General features: G+C 70.1%; 15 protein-coding genes. 7 read left to right on the top strand and 8 right to left on the bottom strand.

Annotation, left to right across the window (positions count from 1 at the left end; all coding sequences use genetic code 11):
• Nucleotides 1-152 precede the first annotated feature (152 nt).
• The 3 genes from SSPN_RS0103065 to SSPN_RS0103055 all read right to left on the bottom strand — a co-directional run bounded on the left by SSPN_RS0103065 (nucleotide 153) and on the right by SSPN_RS0103055 (nucleotide 3,547).
• Nucleotides 153-1,127: an ABC transporter permease gene (locus SSPN_RS0103065; protein WP_010306683.1), complete on the bottom strand. Its 975-nt coding sequence runs from the start codon at nucleotides 1,125-1,127 to the stop codon at nucleotides 153-155.
• Entirely contained in the window at nucleotides 1,124-2,713 is a 1,590-nt protein-coding gene (locus SSPN_RS0103060) for an ABC transporter substrate-binding protein (protein WP_010306680.1), read from the bottom strand. The genes SSPN_RS0103065 and SSPN_RS0103060 overlap by 4 nt, the downstream gene beginning before the upstream one ends.
• A 156-nt stretch (nucleotides 2,714-2,869) precedes the next feature.
• Nucleotides 2,870-3,547, bottom strand: coding sequence for a DUF2848 domain-containing protein (locus SSPN_RS0103055; RefSeq protein ID WP_029534919.1), 678 nt, complete (start codon nucleotides 3,545-3,547; stop codon nucleotides 2,870-2,872).
• Between the two features lie 105 nt (nucleotides 3,548-3,652).
• Here SSPN_RS0103055 and SSPN_RS0103050 point away from each other — a divergent pair, with 105 nt between their 5' ends.
• Nucleotides 3,653-4,942 carry an MFS transporter gene (locus SSPN_RS0103050; RefSeq protein ID WP_010306674.1) on the top strand — a complete coding sequence of 430 codons (1,290 nt, stop codon included), beginning with the start codon at nucleotides 3,653-3,655 and terminating at the stop codon, nucleotides 4,940-4,942.
• 62 nt (nucleotides 4,943-5,004) lie between these two features.
• On the opposite strand, the gene SSPN_RS0103045 is transcribed toward SSPN_RS0103050, so the two are convergent.
• Nucleotides 5,005-5,631, bottom strand: coding sequence for a GntR family transcriptional regulator (locus SSPN_RS0103045; protein ID WP_029534917.1), 627 nt, complete (start codon nucleotides 5,629-5,631; stop codon nucleotides 5,005-5,007).
• Nucleotides 5,632-5,862: 231 nt separating this feature from the next.
• Between SSPN_RS0103045 and SSPN_RS0103040 the strand changes: the two genes are divergently transcribed.
• Nucleotides 5,863-6,654, top strand: a complete 792-nt coding sequence (locus SSPN_RS0103040) for a carbon-nitrogen hydrolase family protein (protein WP_010306668.1) — start codon at nucleotides 5,863-5,865, stop codon at nucleotides 6,652-6,654.
• A 74-nt stretch (nucleotides 6,655-6,728) separates the two neighbouring features.
• Here SSPN_RS0103040 and SSPN_RS0103035 read toward each other — a convergent pair whose 3' ends face one another.
• The gene (locus tag SSPN_RS0103035) at nucleotides 6,729-7,649 is read right to left on the bottom strand and encodes a CPBP family intramembrane glutamic endopeptidase (RefSeq protein ID WP_044572504.1); all 921 of its coding nucleotides are present in this window, start codon (nucleotides 7,647-7,649) and stop codon (nucleotides 6,729-6,731) included.
• A 382-nt stretch (nucleotides 7,650-8,031) separates the two neighbouring features.
• On the opposite strand from SSPN_RS0103035, the gene SSPN_RS54220 reads away from it, so the two are divergent.
• Complete coding sequence (locus SSPN_RS54220; RefSeq protein WP_044572501.1) at nucleotides 8,032-8,331, top strand: hypothetical protein; 300 nt, start codon at nucleotides 8,032-8,034, stop codon at nucleotides 8,329-8,331.
• Between the two features lie 218 nt (nucleotides 8,332-8,549).
• Nucleotides 8,550-9,125, top strand: coding sequence for a Uma2 family endonuclease (locus tag SSPN_RS0103025; protein WP_029534915.1), 576 nt, complete (start codon nucleotides 8,550-8,552; stop codon nucleotides 9,123-9,125).
• 129 nt (nucleotides 9,126-9,254) lie between these two features.
• On the opposite strand, the gene nadC is transcribed toward SSPN_RS0103025, so the two are convergent.
• Genes nadC through nadA form a run of 3 tightly spaced genes read right to left on the bottom strand, consistent with a single transcriptional unit; the run spans nucleotide 9,255 to nucleotide 12,717 of the window.
• Nucleotides 9,255-10,103 carry a carboxylating nicotinate-nucleotide diphosphorylase gene (gene nadC, locus SSPN_RS0103020; protein WP_010306650.1) on the bottom strand — a complete coding sequence of 283 codons (849 nt, stop codon included), beginning with the start codon at nucleotides 10,101-10,103 and terminating at the stop codon, nucleotides 9,255-9,257.
• Nucleotides 10,100-11,704: an L-aspartate oxidase gene (locus tag SSPN_RS0103015; RefSeq protein ID WP_010306647.1), complete on the bottom strand. Its 1,605-nt coding sequence runs from the start codon at nucleotides 11,702-11,704 to the stop codon at nucleotides 10,100-10,102. Before SSPN_RS0103015 ends, nadC begins: the two co-directional genes overlap by 4 nt.
• Nucleotides 11,701-12,717 carry a quinolinate synthase NadA gene (nadA, locus tag SSPN_RS0103010; RefSeq protein ID WP_010306643.1) on the bottom strand — a complete coding sequence of 339 codons (1,017 nt, stop codon included), beginning with the start codon at nucleotides 12,715-12,717 and terminating at the stop codon, nucleotides 11,701-11,703. The genes SSPN_RS0103015 and nadA overlap by 4 nt, the downstream gene beginning before the upstream one ends.
• Before the next feature lie 151 nt (nucleotides 12,718-12,868).
• On the opposite strand from nadA, the gene SSPN_RS0103005 reads away from it, so the two are divergent.
• From SSPN_RS0103005 to SSPN_RS0102995, 3 genes are all read left to right on the top strand, one after another.
• Entirely contained in the window at nucleotides 12,869-13,519 is a 651-nt protein-coding gene (locus SSPN_RS0103005) for an NUDIX hydrolase (protein ID WP_010306639.1), read from the top strand.
• Nucleotides 13,520-13,696: 177 nt separating this feature from the next.
• The gene (locus tag SSPN_RS0103000) at nucleotides 13,697-14,374 is read left to right on the top strand and encodes an LON peptidase substrate-binding domain-containing protein (protein ID WP_010306635.1); all 678 of its coding nucleotides are present in this window, start codon (nucleotides 13,697-13,699) and stop codon (nucleotides 14,372-14,374) included.
• Nucleotides 14,375-14,488: 114 nt separating this feature from the next.
• The gene (locus SSPN_RS0102995) at nucleotides 14,489-15,484 is read left to right on the top strand and encodes a DUF8017 domain-containing protein (protein ID WP_029534914.1); all 996 of its coding nucleotides are present in this window, start codon (nucleotides 14,489-14,491) and stop codon (nucleotides 15,482-15,484) included.
• Nucleotides 15,485-15,603: the final 119 nt, after the last annotated feature.

The following is a 15,603-nucleotide window of genomic DNA, read 5'->3' as shown; positions in this document are numbered from 1 at the left end:
CACTTGCACCGCCGCGGTTTCTCAGAGGTCGCCTCGCGAGGACAGCCCCGATGCCGTGTATTGGATATACATAAGTCGGGGATCCCGGAGTCGAGGCGGAGTCTGAGGCTCCAGCACCGGCACCGCTACGCAAATCACGTTGCGTATCTTCTTCAGCCATCGGTCGCCACCCTCGGGTCTAGCACGATCGCCGCGATGTCGGCGAACAGCGAGCCGATCAGCACCGCCGCGGTCGCCACGAGCGTCAGGATCGCCAGCAGCGGGTAGTCGACCGCCATCGCGGCGGTGACGACGGCGGCGGCCAGGCCTGGCCAGGAGAAGACCTCCTCGACCAGCACCGCCCCGGTGACCAGTTCCGGAACCCGCGCGCCGATCAGCGTGACGAACGGCAGCAGCGCAGTCGGCAGCGCGTGCCGCAGCACGACGGTGCTCTCCGCGAGCCCGCGCGCCCGCGCCCCGGTCACGTGGTCCTCGGACAGCGACGTCAGCATCGACTGCCGGACGTGCAGCACCAGCCACGGCGACTGGGAGATGCCCAGCACCAGCGCGGGCAGCGCCAGGTGCTCGGCGACCTGCCCGAACGACACCGGAGCGCCCGCGTCGGTCAGGCCCGCCACCGGCAGCCAGCCGAGCCCCAGCGAGAACACCGCGATCGACAGCAGTGCCAGCACGAACGGCGGCACGCCCTCCAGCGCGTGGCCGATGGCGGTGACGAACCGGTCGATCCAGCCGCCCTGCCGCCAGGCCGCGACGGTGCCCAGCACCAGCGCGATCACCACGGCCAGCGCGAGCCCGGTCGCGGTCAGCAGGAGCGTCCACGGCAGCCGTTCCGCGACGACCCGCGCGACCGGCTGCCGGAACGACCGCGACGCCCCGAGGTCGCCACCGAACACGCCGGTCGCCCAGTGCCAGAACTGCACCAGCACGGGGTCGTCGAGCCCCAGCCGGGCCCGCACCTGCGCGACGTCGGCCGCGGACGCCCCGAAGAGCTCCACTCCGTAGTACTGGTGGACCGGGTCGAATGGGGACGCCGCGGCCAGCAGGAACACCCCGAACGCCACGACCACCAGCACCGGTACCGCGAACCCGATCCGCCGCAGCACCAACCGGCCGATCGCGCGGCTCATGCCTGCGGTTTCCAGGCCTCGACGTTCCACCACGGGCCCCAGGTGGTCCCGTGCACGTGTGGCTCGACCGGCGGCTGGTAACCGGACCACTTGCCGTCGCGCATCACGTAGCTGTGGTCGATGAACGCCAGGTACACCAGGCCCGGGTCGGCGACGTAGGCGCGCTGCGCCTGCTTGTAGAACTCCGCCCGCTTCGCCGGGTCCACCTCCTGCCGACCGCCGTCGAGCGCGGCGTCCACCTCGGCGTTGCGGTACTGGCCCGGGTTGTTGTAGGTGCCGGTGCCGATGACCGACGAGTGCAGGCCGGTGTAGACCTGCGGGTCGGGGTCGATGGGGTCGCCACCGCCGAGCACGAGCCCGTCGGTTGCCAGCCGAGCGGGCACGGCCGCGCGGTCCACCCCGGCGAGCTCGACCTGGATGCCGATCGCCTTGGCGTCGGAGGCGAACGCGCGGGCGAGGTCCTTGCGGAGGCTGTCGTCGGCGAAATACATCACGGTGAACTGGGCGCGGACGCCGCCCCGCTCCCGGATGCCGTCGCCGCCGACCCGCCAACCGGCCTCGTCGAGCAGCTTCGCGGCGCGCTCGGGATCGAAGTCGAAGCGGGCCGTGGGCTCGAAGTTGGCACCCATCGACTCCGGGATCGGGGCGTAGGCCGGCTTTCCGTGCCCGCCCAGCAATGCCTGGATCATGCCCTCGCGGTTGACCGCGAGGTTCAGCGCCAGCCGCACGGCTCGGTCGCCGGCGACCGGGTGCGTGTTGGGCAGCGCGATGCTGCGGAAGTCGGCGGTGCGGTGGTGCACCGTCCGGTAGCCGTCGTGGCCGACGCTCTCGGCCAGCACCGGGGGCAGCACGGTGCCATCGAACTCACCGGAGGCCAGGCGCTGCGCACGGGTGTTGTCGTCCTTGGCGAAGACGACGGTGACCTTGCCTACGGCGGGCGCACCGGCCCAGTAGTCGGGGTTGGCCTCCCAGGTCATCTGGTCGCCCTGGCGCCATTCGACGAGCTTGTAGGGCCCGGTGCCGAGCGGCTTGGTGTTGAGCGGGGAGCTCTCCTGCGACTTCGGCTCGGCGAGCTGCTCGTTCGGCATGATGCCCAGCACCAGTTTTGACGGCCAGGCGGCGTAGGGGATCTTGAGGTCGAACTGCACGGTGTGCGGGTCGAGCGCGCGGACGTCGGCGAGCATGTCGAAGTCCGAGGACACCGTTGCGGCGTAGGAGGGGTCGGTCGCTGCCTTGTAGGTGGCGACGACGTCTTCGGCGTCGAAGGGCGTGCCGTCGTGGAAGCGGACGCCGTCGCGGAGCTTGACCGTCCAGGTCTTGGCGTCGGGCGTGGCCTGCGGTGCCTCGGTGGCCAGCGCGGGGCGCAGCGCGGACTGGCCGTCGAAGGCCAGCAGGCCGTCGTAGAACTTCGCGGCACCCTCCACGCCGTAGCCCAGCAGCGGGTTCAGGCTCTCCGGCTCGTAGCCGTCGGCGAGCAGCATCGACCCGGGGTCACCGGTGCCCGGCGCGGACGGCGCGGCGCACCCCGCCCCGAGCAGGCTCAGGGCGACCGGAACAGCGACGAATGAAGCACGACGATTCAGCACCCCTGAACAATAGATGCTATTGCAAGTTTTTCTCAATAAGTTCAAAATCTTGCTCGGCAGGAGGGCGCGGCGGCGCCGGTTCGCGAGCGTTTTGGGCCGCTGCGGCTGCGGCGACCCAAAACGCGTACGAGAACCGACCAGTGGAAACCCGCTGGTTCACTCCACCGGCTCGGGCATGCGGCGGACCTGGTACTCGCAGGCAAGGACGTCCCCGGTCTTCGGGTCGCCGAGCTCGACCCGCCAGGTGTCGGCGAACTGGTCCACCGCGGCGTCCATCGGGATGGTGCCGGACAGCAGCACGGTGCCCGGCTGCAGCAGGCCTCGTTCGCGCAGGTCGTCGAGCCAGAACTGCGGGGCGAGCAGCTCCGCCAGGGTGCCCCGCTGGATCACCTCGCCGCCCGCCCAGGCGGTCAGCGTCAGCTCGTCGAGCCGGTCGGCGACGTCGACCAGCCGCCAGGCCTTGCGCCCCAGCACGTCCGGCCCGGCCTGCTTGCTCCACGCGACGCCGTGCACCTCCAGCTGGCGGTCGGTGTGGTCGCAGGCCACCGTCAGCAGGACGTCCCGCTCCTCCGGCCCGGCGACGATCAGCGCCCACTCGGCCTCGCCGGAGGTGCGGCCGTGCTGCACCGGCACCTGGTCGGGCTGCATCGCGAGGTAGGGCGCCACCGGGTACAGGCAGGGCGTCCTGGTCGGCGCGGGCACGCCGAGCTCGGCGAGCTCGGCGACGTGCGCGGCGACGTCCTCCTGGCTGCGCCCGGCATAGCCGCCGTTGAGCAGCGTCGTCACCGGCACCTCGACGACTTCACCGTTGACATCGAAACGCAGCGGAAACAAGATGTCCTCCAAAGTACGCATACTGATTGTATACATTTGGTATCACAGTACCCCGGTGGTTGGCACCCACGACCGACCGGAAGCCCCAGCAAGAGAAGGACCCCGATGACCCAAGCCCTACCCGCAACGGCCCGGCCGCCCCGCAAGGACCTGATCAAGGCCTTCGTGGCGAGCCTCAGCGGAACTTCCCTGGAGTGGTACGACTTCGCCGCGTACTCGGTGGCTTCGGCGCTGGTGTTCGGCCAGCTGTTCTTCCCGAGCCACGATCCGCTGTCCGGCACGCTGCTCGCGTTCTCCACCTACGCCGTCGGCTACGTCTCACGGCCGCTCGGCGGTTTCGTGTTCGGCCGGCTCGGCGACGTGCTGGGCCGCAAGCAGGTGCTGGTCATCACCCTGCTGATCACCGGTATCTCCACCGTCTTCATCGGGCTGCTGCCGACGCACAGCCAGGTCGGCGCGCTCGGCGCCGTGCTGCTGGTGGTCCTGCGGTTCGCCCAGGGCGTGGGCATCGGCGGTGAGTGGGGCGGCGCGGTCCTGCTGTCCAGCGAGTTCGGCAGCGACAAACACCGGGGCTTCTGGGCCTCGGCCGCCCAGATCGGCCCGCCCGCCGGCAACCTGCTGGCCAACGGCGTGCTGGCGGCGCTCGCGGCGCTGCTCACCCAGGAGCAGTTCATGTCCTGGGGCTGGCGGGTCGCGTTCCTGCTCTCCGCGGTGCTGGTGCTGTTCGGCCTGTGGATCCGGGTGAAGCTGGAGGAGACCCCGGTTTTCAAGGAGCTGCAGGAGAAAGGCGAGCAAGCCGGGGCACCCGTGCGGGAGGTCTTCACCCGCGAACCCCGCGCGCTGGTGGCGGCGATCCTGTCCCGCGTCGGCCCGGACGTGCTCTACGCGCTGTTCACGGTCTTCGTGCTCACCTACGCCACGCAGCAGCTCGACATGCCGAAGAGCTGGGCGGTCACCGGTGTCATGCTGGGCTCGACGCTGCAGCTGGCGCTGATGCCGCTGGCTGGCGCGCTGTCGGACCGCTGGGGCCGGCGGAAGGTCTACGCGGTGGGCGCGATCGGCGCCGGGGTGTGGCCGTTCGTGTTCTTCCCGATGGTCGGTGGAGGCTCGGCGGGGCTGCTGATCGTCGGCGTCATCGTCGGCCTGATCTGGCACGCGCTCATGTACGGGCCGCAGGCGGCGTTCGTGTCCGAGCAGTTCAGCCCGGCGCTGCGGGCCACCGGATCGTCCCTGGCCTACACGCTGGCGGGCGTCATCGGCGGCGCACTGGCCCCGCTGCTGTTCACGTACCTGTTCGCGTCGTTCGGGAGCTGGCTGGCCCCGGCGTGCTACCTCGCGGCGACCTGCGTGGTCACCCTGATCGGCCTGTCCGCCGGGCGCTCGAACCCGCGGTGAGGTTCAGATTTCGCCCGGGCCGTGGGGTTTTCCGACCGGAACGCCCCACGGCCCGGTCCGCCTCAGCCCGCCAGCAGGACCTGCTGCGTCGCGGACAGGTGCTCGGTGATCGCCGCAGCCGCGGCCTCCGCGTCGCGCGCGGCGAGCGCAGCCAGGATCGCCTCGTGCTCGACGAGCACCGCCTTGCGCCGCCCGCCGCTGCTGAACAGCGCGACGATGCCCGCGCGGATCTGACGAGCCCGCAACGCGTCATAGGTCTTGCTGAGCATGTCGTTGCCGACCGCGCACACCAGCGCGGCGTGGAACCCGTGGTCGCGGTCGATGAACGCGCGGGCCTGGTCGTCGCCGCTGAGCTCGCGCTGGGCCGCCAGTTCGGCACGCATCTGCTCCACCGGCACCGCGTCCAGCTCGATGGCGCGGCGGGCGGCGTAGCACTCGATCATCGCGCGGATCTCGAACAGCTCGCGGATCTCCCGGCCGCCGACCGGGGCGATGTAGGCGCCGCGCTTGGGCACGAGCTGCACCAGTTCCTCGGCTGCGAGCAGCAGCAGGGCCTCTCGGATCGGCGTTCGGGACACCCCGATCTCGTCGGCCAGCGCCTGTTCGTTGACGAACTGCCCCTGCATCGAGGGGTCGCTGAGCACTGTGTCCTTGAGATGGCCGTAAGCCAGTTCTCGTCCCGACGGCAACGAAGACCCCCTGTGTGAATTTAGCTGTGCGACTCCAGCCGGGTGCATATCGCTGGTATACAAACATGGTAACGGGTGAGCGCCAGAGGGTGTTCTTTGTCTTTGAAGCGGCGCGGCCGCTTGGCCTCGCTACTCGCGCCGCCGCGGGTTCAGGCGGCCTCTGAGGTTCCGCACTTGTGCCGCTACGCAAAACGAGTTTGGAAAACAGTCCATAGAAGGATGGTTGTGGTTATGCGGACCGCTTTGTGCCAGATCGTGTCCGGCCCGGATCCCAAGGCAAACCTGGAACTGGTGGCCGACGACGTCCGGAAGGCCGCCGAGGCGGGTGCCGACCTCGCGGTGTTCCCGGAGGCGACGATGGCCTGCTTCGGGATCAAGCTCGGGCCGCTGGCCGAGCCCCTGGACGGGCCGTGGGCCACCGAGGTTCGGCGGCTTGCCGAAGAGACCGGCATCGCGGTCGTGGCGGGTATGTTCACGCCCACCGAGGACGGCAGGGTGACGAACACGCTGCTGATCACCGGTCGCGGCCTGGACACCTCCTACGACAAGATCCACCTGTTCGACGCCTTCGGCTTCGCCGAGTCGAACACCGTCGCGCCGGGCGCGCAGCCGGTCGTGGTGGACCTCGACGGCACCAAGATCGGCCTGACGACCTGCTACGACGTGCGGTTCCCCGGCCTGTTCACGACGCTTGCCGACCAAGGCGCGTCGGTGATCGTCACCTCGGCGTCCTGGGGTTCCGGCGAGGGCAAGCGCGAGCAGTGGGAGCTGCTGGTGCGCGCCCGCGCGCTGGACTCGACGTCGTGGGTGGTGGCCTGCGGCCAGGCCGACCCGCGCAGCATCGGCCGGGAGCCGAGCGGCAAGGCACCGACCGGCATCGGCTACAGCCTCGTCGCGACCCCGCTCGGCCAGGTGCACGCCCAGCTCGCCGACGCCCCCGAGGTCCGGGTCGTCGACATCGACGCGGCGGCGGTCGACCAGGCCCGGCAAGCGGTCCCGGTCCTCGCAAACCGCCGCTTCTGACTCGATCGTCCCGAGGTGAAGGGCACCTTTTGCCGACTTGCTCGGCTGCCGATTCGCTCGGCACAAGGTGCCCTTCACACTTCGCTCGAACGGTTGAGGTTGTGCCGGAAGGCGAGGGCGGCGAGCAACGTGGCGACGGCGAGCGCCGCGGTTGCGAGCAGGCTGCCTTCGACGCCAAACCCGCCGCCGGTGAGGAAGGTCGCACTGCCCGGCGCGCCGCCGATGTCCAGCACCGTCGTGCGGATGTCCATTCCGGACACTTCGATGCCGTACACGTTGCCCTGGAACCAGTTCCACACCACGTGGAACGCGCAAACTCCCCACAGGCCGCCCTCCGCGAGCGCCCAGAACGCCAACAGCAGGGCGATCAGCAGGATGTTGACCAGGGCGATCACGCTGACGTTGGCGTTGACTCCGTGCAACGCGGTGAACACCACCGCTTGGAAGGCGATCGCGGCCGTCAGGCCCCACTTCCGGTAGGTGACCTGCATCAGGTAGCCGCGGGTGACGACCTCCTCGGTGCTGGCCTGCACGATGAACCCGATCAGCGCCACGAGTGCGCCGCCGACCTGCGCGGCGCGGACCGAGCCGACCTCGAACTGTCCACTGAGGATGTTCACGCCGACCGGCACGGACAGCAGCACCACCGCCACCCCGGCGCCCAGCGCCAAGTGCGCGCCGACGCGCGACGCGGGGAAGAACCCCACGCTGCCGAACGACCGGCGCTCCTTGCCCCAGAGCCACAGCGCCAGCAGACCGGCAGACCCGCCGAAGCTGAGCATCATCGCCAGCTGGTCGATCAGCCTCATGGCGCCGCCGAGCAGGGCTTCCGGCGAAGCCCCGAGCACCGGGAACAGCACCAGCACGGCGATGGCCTGCCCGACGATCAGGCAGCCCAGCACGACGACCAGCCCGACAACGGGCCCGGTGGGCCGCCTGGCCCGGTAGATCCCGCCCAACAACGGCGAAGGCAGAACAAACAGGGAATTTGTCATCTCCACCCCACGGTTTTGTATCAGACCGCACCCGTGCGGTCAGGTCCCCCGACAGCTCAGAACAACATCCTCAGCCAAGACAGGTAGCTACCTCGCCACACCAAGGAGCTAGCAGAAACGGCCATCACCTCCTGCTAGCATCTTCCTTCATGAGGACGACGATCTCGCTCGACTCCCAGCTGTATGAACACGCCCGCCGCTGGGCCGAAGCCGATGGCATCTCAGCCAACGAGTGGATGGTCCGAGCGTTAGAGAGAGAGGACACCCGACGGCGCCACATCGCTCACAACGAGTGGCACCGTACTCACCGCGACCTCATTGACGCGTGGGATGCCGACCTTTTCGGCGACCTAGACAGCACAGAACAGGAGGCCGGGCACGAATGAGCCCGCTTCGCGGTGAAATCTGGGATACGAATCGGCCACACCTCACCCAGGTGCTTGTCGTATCCGGCGGGATGTACAACGCATTGCCAGATGTACCCCAAGTACTGGTCGTTCCTGTGGTGCAAGATGATTTTCCAGGAGGCTGGTCGGTCGCCGTCGGCGAGGGCAGTTTCGCTGTCGTGGACAGGATCAGCCCGTTCCGCAAGGCCTGGCTGACAAAGCAGAAGCGCCGGGTTGACACAGGAGCCCTGACTGATGTGAACAACGCATTGTTCAAAATCCTCGCTACCGAGTGACCACATGTCCAGGCCGAACCCGCTCGGCCTGCACAGTGCTCACCAGCGCCTCACCCCGATCAGCTCCAGCCATGACTAAATCATGCCCGACATCCACAATACGAACACCATCGGTAGCATTCCGTAACTCCAGGTGACGGATCGTCGCGCGAGGTCCCCGGCGACGAGGCGCTATAGCTGCGCTGGTCCGGTACTCGCACAGGGAGAGGGGCTCGACAATGACCGCACTTCCTGACTGGATGGCGCTACCACCGGAGGGGCTGAGCACCGCGGAGTACGAGGCGCTGCCCGAAGAAGTGTGCAGCCGCATCAAGATTGTCGATGGAGCCATCCTCGTGGCTCCAACCCCCCGCCGCTCGCATCAGAGGATCGCACGGCGCCTCGCGAACGAACTTGAGCACGCCGCTGGACCCGAGCTCACCGTTGCCACGGATGTCGACCTTCGACTACGGGACGTACCGCTACTCAACCGACGGCCGGACATCGCCGTCTACGACTCCACGCTGCCGGACGAGGTCGTGCTTCTTCCCCAGCACTGCCTGCTGGTGGTCGAAGTGATGTCGCCGGGCTCCGTCACCGCCGATCAGACCGACAAGCCAGCCGAGTACGCCGCCGCAGGCATCGAGCACTTCTGGCGCTTCGAGAGCGACCGCCAAGACGACCGGCGTTTGACCGCGTTCCGCTACCGGCTGGATCCGACGACGCGGCTCTACGCACCCGCCGGGGTCGACACCGACAAGCTGGCGGTGTCCGACCCCGGCGAGTTGCGCATCGATTTCGAATCGCTGTTGTGACCGAGCACGACGCGCTACGTCGGGCCGACACGCTTCGGTGCTGCCTTGAGCACAGCGGTATCGCGCTCATCGGGCACTCGTCGAGCAGTGGGACGTGGACCTGTTCAGCAAGCCTTCGCCACCGGGTGACTACATGTCCAGGCCGAGGTCGAGGGCCGGGGAGGAGTGGGTGAGGCCTCCTACCGCCAGGTACTGGACTCCCGTTTCCGCGTAGGCGCGGGCCATTTCGAGGACCAGGCCCCCCGATGCTTCGAGTTCCGTGGCCGGCGACGTCTCCCGGACGCGGCGGACCGCTTCCGCGCACTGCTGCGGGGTGAAGTTGTCCAGCAGGACCAGCGCCACGTCCTCCGCCAGCACCTCGTCGAGTTCGTCCAGCGTGGACACCTCGACCTCCATCGGCAGGTCCGGCGCGTGCTCGCGGCAGGCCCGCACCGCCGCCACCACCGAGCCCGCCGCCACCACGTGGTTGTCCTTGATCAGCACCGCGTCGCCGAGGCCCATCCGGTGGTTGACCCCGCCGCCGCAGCGGACCGCGTACTTCTGCAACTCCCGCAGGCCCGGCAGCGTCTTGCGGCTGTCCCGGATCCGGCAGCCCGTGCCCGCGACCGCATCGACCCACGCCGCCGTCGCGGTCGCGATGCCCGACAGGTGGCACAGCAGGTTCAGCGCCGTGCGTTCCGCCGTAAGCAGGCCGCGGACCGGTGCTTTCACCTGCAGCACGCAGTCGCCGGGCGCCAGCACCTCACCGTCGGAACGCTCGGAGAGCACGGCGTAGGCGTCCGCGCCCAGCACCTCGTCGAGCACGAGGCGCACCAGCGGCAGACCCGCGACGACCCCGGCCCGGCGGGTGTTGAACGCGGCCTCGGCGATCGCGCCGACCGGAACCGTCGCCTCGGTCGTCGCGTCCGGCCCGTAGCGCAGGTCCTCGGCCAGCGCCGTGCGGACGACCTCGCGGGCCTTCTCCAGATCGATGCTCATGCCGCTGTCCTCGCAATCCCGGCGGCGGTGTGGATGAGGCACCCCGAGGCGTCCAGCCGGAGCACCGTGCTGCGCCGCCAGCGCAGGTCGTCGGTGTCCGGGAAATCCGTTCGGCGGTGGCAGCCGCGCGACTCGGCGCGTTGCCTGGCCGACGCCAGCAGCGCCTGCGCGGTCAACGCCAGCGACGAGTCCTCGACGGCCTGCCGGGTCCGCAGTGGACGGACGATGGCCGCCCGGTCCAGGACCCGGGTCGCTGCCGCGAGCCCCTCGTCGTCGCGCCCGATGCCGACGTAGCGGCTCATCGTGCGCTGCAACAGGTCCCGGTCGACCACCGCCATCGCCGGTTGCACCGCCGCACCGGGGGCCTTGCGGTTCAGCAGTCCGCAGCACAGGTCCTTGGCCACCGCCTCGGCCGTGCGCCCACCGACCACGAGGCCTTCCAGGAGGCTGTTGGACGCCAGCCGGTTCGCGCCGTGCAGCCCGGTGCACGCGACCTCACCGGCGGCGTAGAGCCCGGTCACGGTCGTTCGACCATCCACACTGGACACCACGCCGCCGCACGAGTAGTGCGCCGCGCTGGCCACCGGGATCGGCTCGCGGACCGGGTCGATGCCGGCCGCCTGGCACGCCGCGTACACCGTCGGGAACCGCTCGACGAACCCCGGACCGATGCTCGTCGCGTCGAGGAACACGTGCTCCGCGCCGGTTTCGGCGGCCCGCTTGTTGATCGCCGCAGACACCACATCGCGTGGGGCGAGGTCGGCCAGCGGGTGCTCCCCCTCCATCACGCGCCGCCCGTGCACGTCGACGAGCACCGCGCCTTCCCCGCGCACCGCCTCGGTGATCAGCGGTCGCCGCCCTCGCGGCCCACCCGGCGTGTAGAGCACCGTCGGGTGGAACTGCACGAACTCCAGGTCCGCGACGGACGCACCGGCCCGCAGCGCGAGCGCGATACCGTCCGCAGTGGACACTTCGGGGTTCGTGGTGGCGGCGTAAAGCTGACCGAGGCCCCCGGTGGCCAGCAGCACCGCCGGGGCGTGCAGCACACCCGCCCTGCTTTCGGCGTCCATCGCCAACGCCCCGACGACGGCGCCGCTGTCGCCGCGCAGCAGCTCGACGACGCAATGCCGTTCCAGCACCGGAATTCCGCCGCCGCGCACGGCTTCGGACAACGCGCGCTGCACCTCCGCACCGGTCGCGTCCCCGCCGGAGTGGATCACGCGGAACGCGCTGTGCCCGCCCTCGCGGGTCCGCGCCAGCTCGCCGTCCGCGCCCAGATCGAAGCGGGCACCAGCCGCGCGCAGCCGCGCGATCGCCTCGGCACCGTCGGCGAGGATGTCCCGCACCGCCGGGCGCGAGCACAGTCCGGCGCCGGCGGTCAGCGTGTCCTCGACGTGTTTGCGCAGGCTGTCGCCCGGGTCGAGCTCGTCCGGCCGGACCACGGCGATGCCGCCCTGCGCCCAGCTGGTGTTGCCCGCCGACGCGCTGTCCTTGCTGACCACCAGCACCCGCAGGCCCAGCTCGCGGGCCCGCAGCGCCGCCGTCAGGCCGGCGACGCCGGTGCCGACGATCAGTAAGTCCGCGCCTGCTTCCCAGCTCATTCGCCGCCTCCGGGCTTGCCGATGGCGATCATCCGCTCGACCGAGGCCCGCGCCAGGTCGGCGACGTCCGTCGGCACGTGCACCTCGTCGGCGCCTTCCCGCAGGCAGCGCAGCAGGGCCGCCGGGGTGATCATCTTCATGTAGCGGCAGGACGCGCGGTCGTTGACCGCCCGGAAGTCGATCTCGGGTGCGGCGCGGCGCAACTGGTGCAGCATGCCGACCTCGGTGGCCACCAGCACCGAGCGGGCGCCGGTCTCCTTCGCCGCGGTCAGCATGTCGCCGGTGGACAGGATCTTCACCCGTTCCTTGGCGACGGTGCCCTCACCGGCCAGGTAGAGGGCCGAGGTCGCGCACCCGCACTCGGGGTGGATGAACAGGTCGGCGTCCGGGCTGGCCGCCGCGCGCTCGGCGAGCTCGGGCCCGTTGATCCCGGCGTGCACGTGGCATTCCCCGGCCCAGATGTGCAGGTTCTCCCGGCCGGTTTCGCGCTTGACGTGCGCGCCCAGGAACTGGTCCGGGCAGAACAGCACCTCGCGGTCCGCCGGGACGGAGCGGACCACGTCCACCGCGTTCGACGAGGTGCAGCAGATGTCCGTCTCCGCCTTCACGTCGGCGGTGGTGTTCACGTAGGACACCACGACGGCGCCCGGGTGCTCGGCCTTCCAGGCCCGCAGCTGGTCGGCGGTGATCGAGTCGGCGAGCGAACATCCCGCCCGCGCGTCCGGGATGAGCACCGTCTTGTCCGGACCGAGGATCTTCGCCGTCTCGGCCATGAAGTGCACGCCGCAGAAGACGATCGTGCTGGCGGAGCTGTTCGCCGCGATGCGGCTCAGCGCCAGCGAATCGCCGGTGTGGTCGGCGACGTCCTGGATCTCCGGCAGCTGGTAGTTGTGCGCCAGCAGCACGGCGTCCCGCTCGTCGGCCAGTTCGCGCACCTCGCGCGCCCATTCGGCGGTGGGTGCCACCCCGGTGTAACCGGCGTCGGTCCGCTCCCAGGTTGCAGTCGCGGCCATGTCGTCCTCCTCGCCGGACCTCCGGGAGAACCCGCCCGGAGGCTCCGCTAGCACCCCGGATCAAGCTCCCCGAGGTTTTCGCCTTAGAATCGAAAACGTGACACATCCTAACACCGCGAGTTGTGCGGACAAGGGCGACGCTCGTCACGAAGTGCTCGCCGGCGTCCTCCAGGTCCGGGATGACCGGCTGCAGGTGCTGCTGTGGCAACGCGCTCAGGAACCGGACGTGCACCGCTGGTCACTGCCCGGTGGACGGCTGGCCGCCAACGAGGACGTGGAGACATCGATCCGGCGGCAGCTGGCCGAGAAGGTCGACGTGCACAAGCTGACCCACGTCGAGCAGCTCTCGGTGTTCAGCAGCCCGGACCGGGTGCCCGGCCGCCGCGTCGTCGCCACCGCCTTCCTCGGGCTGGTGCCCTCCGACATCGACCCCGAGGTCCCAGCCGACACGGCGTGGCACCCGGTCGACGCGCTGCCGCCGACCGCCTTCGACCATGAGCTGATCGTGCTGGCCGCGCGGGACCGGCTGCGCGCCAAGCTGTCCTACACGAACATCGGTTTCGCGCTGGCCCCCGCCGAGTTCACCGTCTCGGAGCTGCGCCGGATCTACTCCGCCGCGCTCGGCTACCAGGTCGCGGCGACCAACCTGCAGCGCGTGCTGTCCCGGCGCGGTGTGCTGGAACCCACCGGCCGAACGGTGCCCGCGGGTCCGGCCGGTGGTCGTCCGCCCGCGCTGTTCCAGTTCACCTCCCGGGACCTGGAGGTCACCGACCCCTTCGCAGTGTTCCGGCCCCCGAGCTGAAGGGAATGCATCCAGAATCGCGCGCAGCGGCGCAGGTCGGCGCATTCGGCGCACAGGCTGAGAAATCGCCAGCGCGACGGGCAACGGCGTACGACAAGACCACACCGCCGCGAAAAACGAGCCTGGAATTCCTTGAACGCTGCTTCCGGGGCATTCGCGACGTAGGTTTGGGGCGTGATGGACGTGCTGCCGCTCTTCCCGCTCGGTTCCGCCCTGCTGCCGGGCAGCCACCTGCCCTTGCACATCTTCGAGCCGCGATACCGGCAGCTGGTCACCGACCTCGTCGGCGAGGACCTGCCGCACCGCCGGTTCGGCGTGGTCGCCATCCGGCAGGGCTGGGAAGTCGGCGAGGACAACGTCGACTCGATGTACGACGTCGGCTGCTCCGCGCTGCTGGACCAGGTTCGGCAGCTACCCGGCGGGCGGTACGACGTCAGCGCCAACGGGGAGCGCCGGTTCCGGCTGTTGCAGATCGACCGGAGCGCGGCTCCGTACCTGATGGCCGACATCGAGTGGCTGCCGGACACCGCCCCGGAGAACGACTCACCGGCGCGCCGCGAGCACCTGACGACCGCCGCCCGCGCGGCGTACCAGCGCTACCACGACACCGGATTGCGCGGCGGGCAGCGCGAAGCCCCGGCCGAGGACGCCGACACCGCGACGCTTTCGTACCTGCTGGCCGACGATTGCGTGCTGACCGTGGAAGACCGGCAGGAGCTACTCGAAGAAACCGATCCCCTGGAGCGGCTGCGCAACATCCGGCGGCTGCTGCTGCGGGAAACCGAGTTCCTCCGCGAACTGCGCGCGGTTCCGGCGCCCCTCACGGATTTCGCCCAGCACACCAGCGTGAACTGACCAGGACGATGCACGGCTCGTCCCGCGCGCGGGTGCGAGCTGCGTGCGGCTGCGCCGCTTCGAAGGCGAAAGACGTGGCGTTGGGCGGTCTTGCGGCATCGATAAGATCTCCGCATGTCGTCACCTGGTAATTGGGGCTCGAACGAGTACGGGCACTACGATCCGAACACCGGGCAGCCCGGCGCATCGGGGCCCCAGCCCGGCATGCAGTACCAGGGTTTCGGCGCGTTCTCCCAGCCCCAGCCCCAGCAGCCGCAGCCGCCCCAGCAGCCGCCACCGCCGCCCCAGCAAGCGCCCTATCCCGGCATGGTCAGCGGCTACCCGGTGCAGCCCACGCCGACCCCGCCGGGCAAGAGCCGCGGGCCGATGATCGCGGCGATCGCGCTCGCCTCGGTGGCCGTGATCGCGATCGTCACCACGATCGTCGTGCTCAGCACCTCCGGCGGTGGATCGCAGGCGGCACCGCCGCCGCCCACGCGCACCAGCACGCCGTCCAAGCCGACCACCAGCGCGACGTCCGCCGCGCCGCCGACGGCGGCCAACCCGCAGCTGACGCCGCTGGTGCCCGGCTGGCAGGTGGTGACGGTGCCGAAGCGGGGCGCGGTCTACGACGTGCCGACGAACTGGAAGCTGGACTCCAACCCGGAGGGCGTGCACGGCTTCGGCCCGCCCGACGACCCGGTGACGATGACCGGCGTGGCCGAATACCAGAAGGGCTTCTGCACCGGCGCTCCGACCAGCTACCGGGCGGTCTCGGGCGCGACCGCCCGCAGGGGGCCGGACGACACCGCGGTGGCCACCGAAACGCTGCAGAAGTTCGCTGCGGTGGCCCACACGCGCGCCGGCCAGGCACCCGTGGTCCTGCCGGGCCCGCCGGAGCAGCTTCAGCTCGCGGGCGGTGTTCCTGCCGTCCGGATCACCGCCCAGATCACGATGCCATCCCCCGAGCCCTGCGACTCCGCAACGGTCGCGGTCAGCGTGCTCGCCACCAACAACGACGGCGAGAGCTCGGTGGTCTTCATCGCCGCAGCCGATCAGAACGTCCCGGACGCGGTTCCGGTCGACACGCTGAAGCAGATCACCCAGTCCTTCCGCGGCGCACCGAAGTGATCGAAGAAGGATGCCCGACACGTCGCGCGTAGCGGTGCGGGTAGCCGTGCGGGTGGCGGAACCTCAGAGGCCGCCTCGACTCCGGGATCCCCGACTTGTGCCCGACCAGTCGGGGACAG

The organism is Saccharopolyspora spinosa NRRL 18395, assembly GCF_000194155.1.
GTDB lineage: Bacteria > Actinomycetota > Actinomycetes > Mycobacteriales > Pseudonocardiaceae > Saccharopolyspora > Saccharopolyspora spinosa.
The sequence above is the reverse complement of the archived record's forward strand: the minus strand, read 5'-3'. Positions and strand labels throughout refer to the sequence as shown.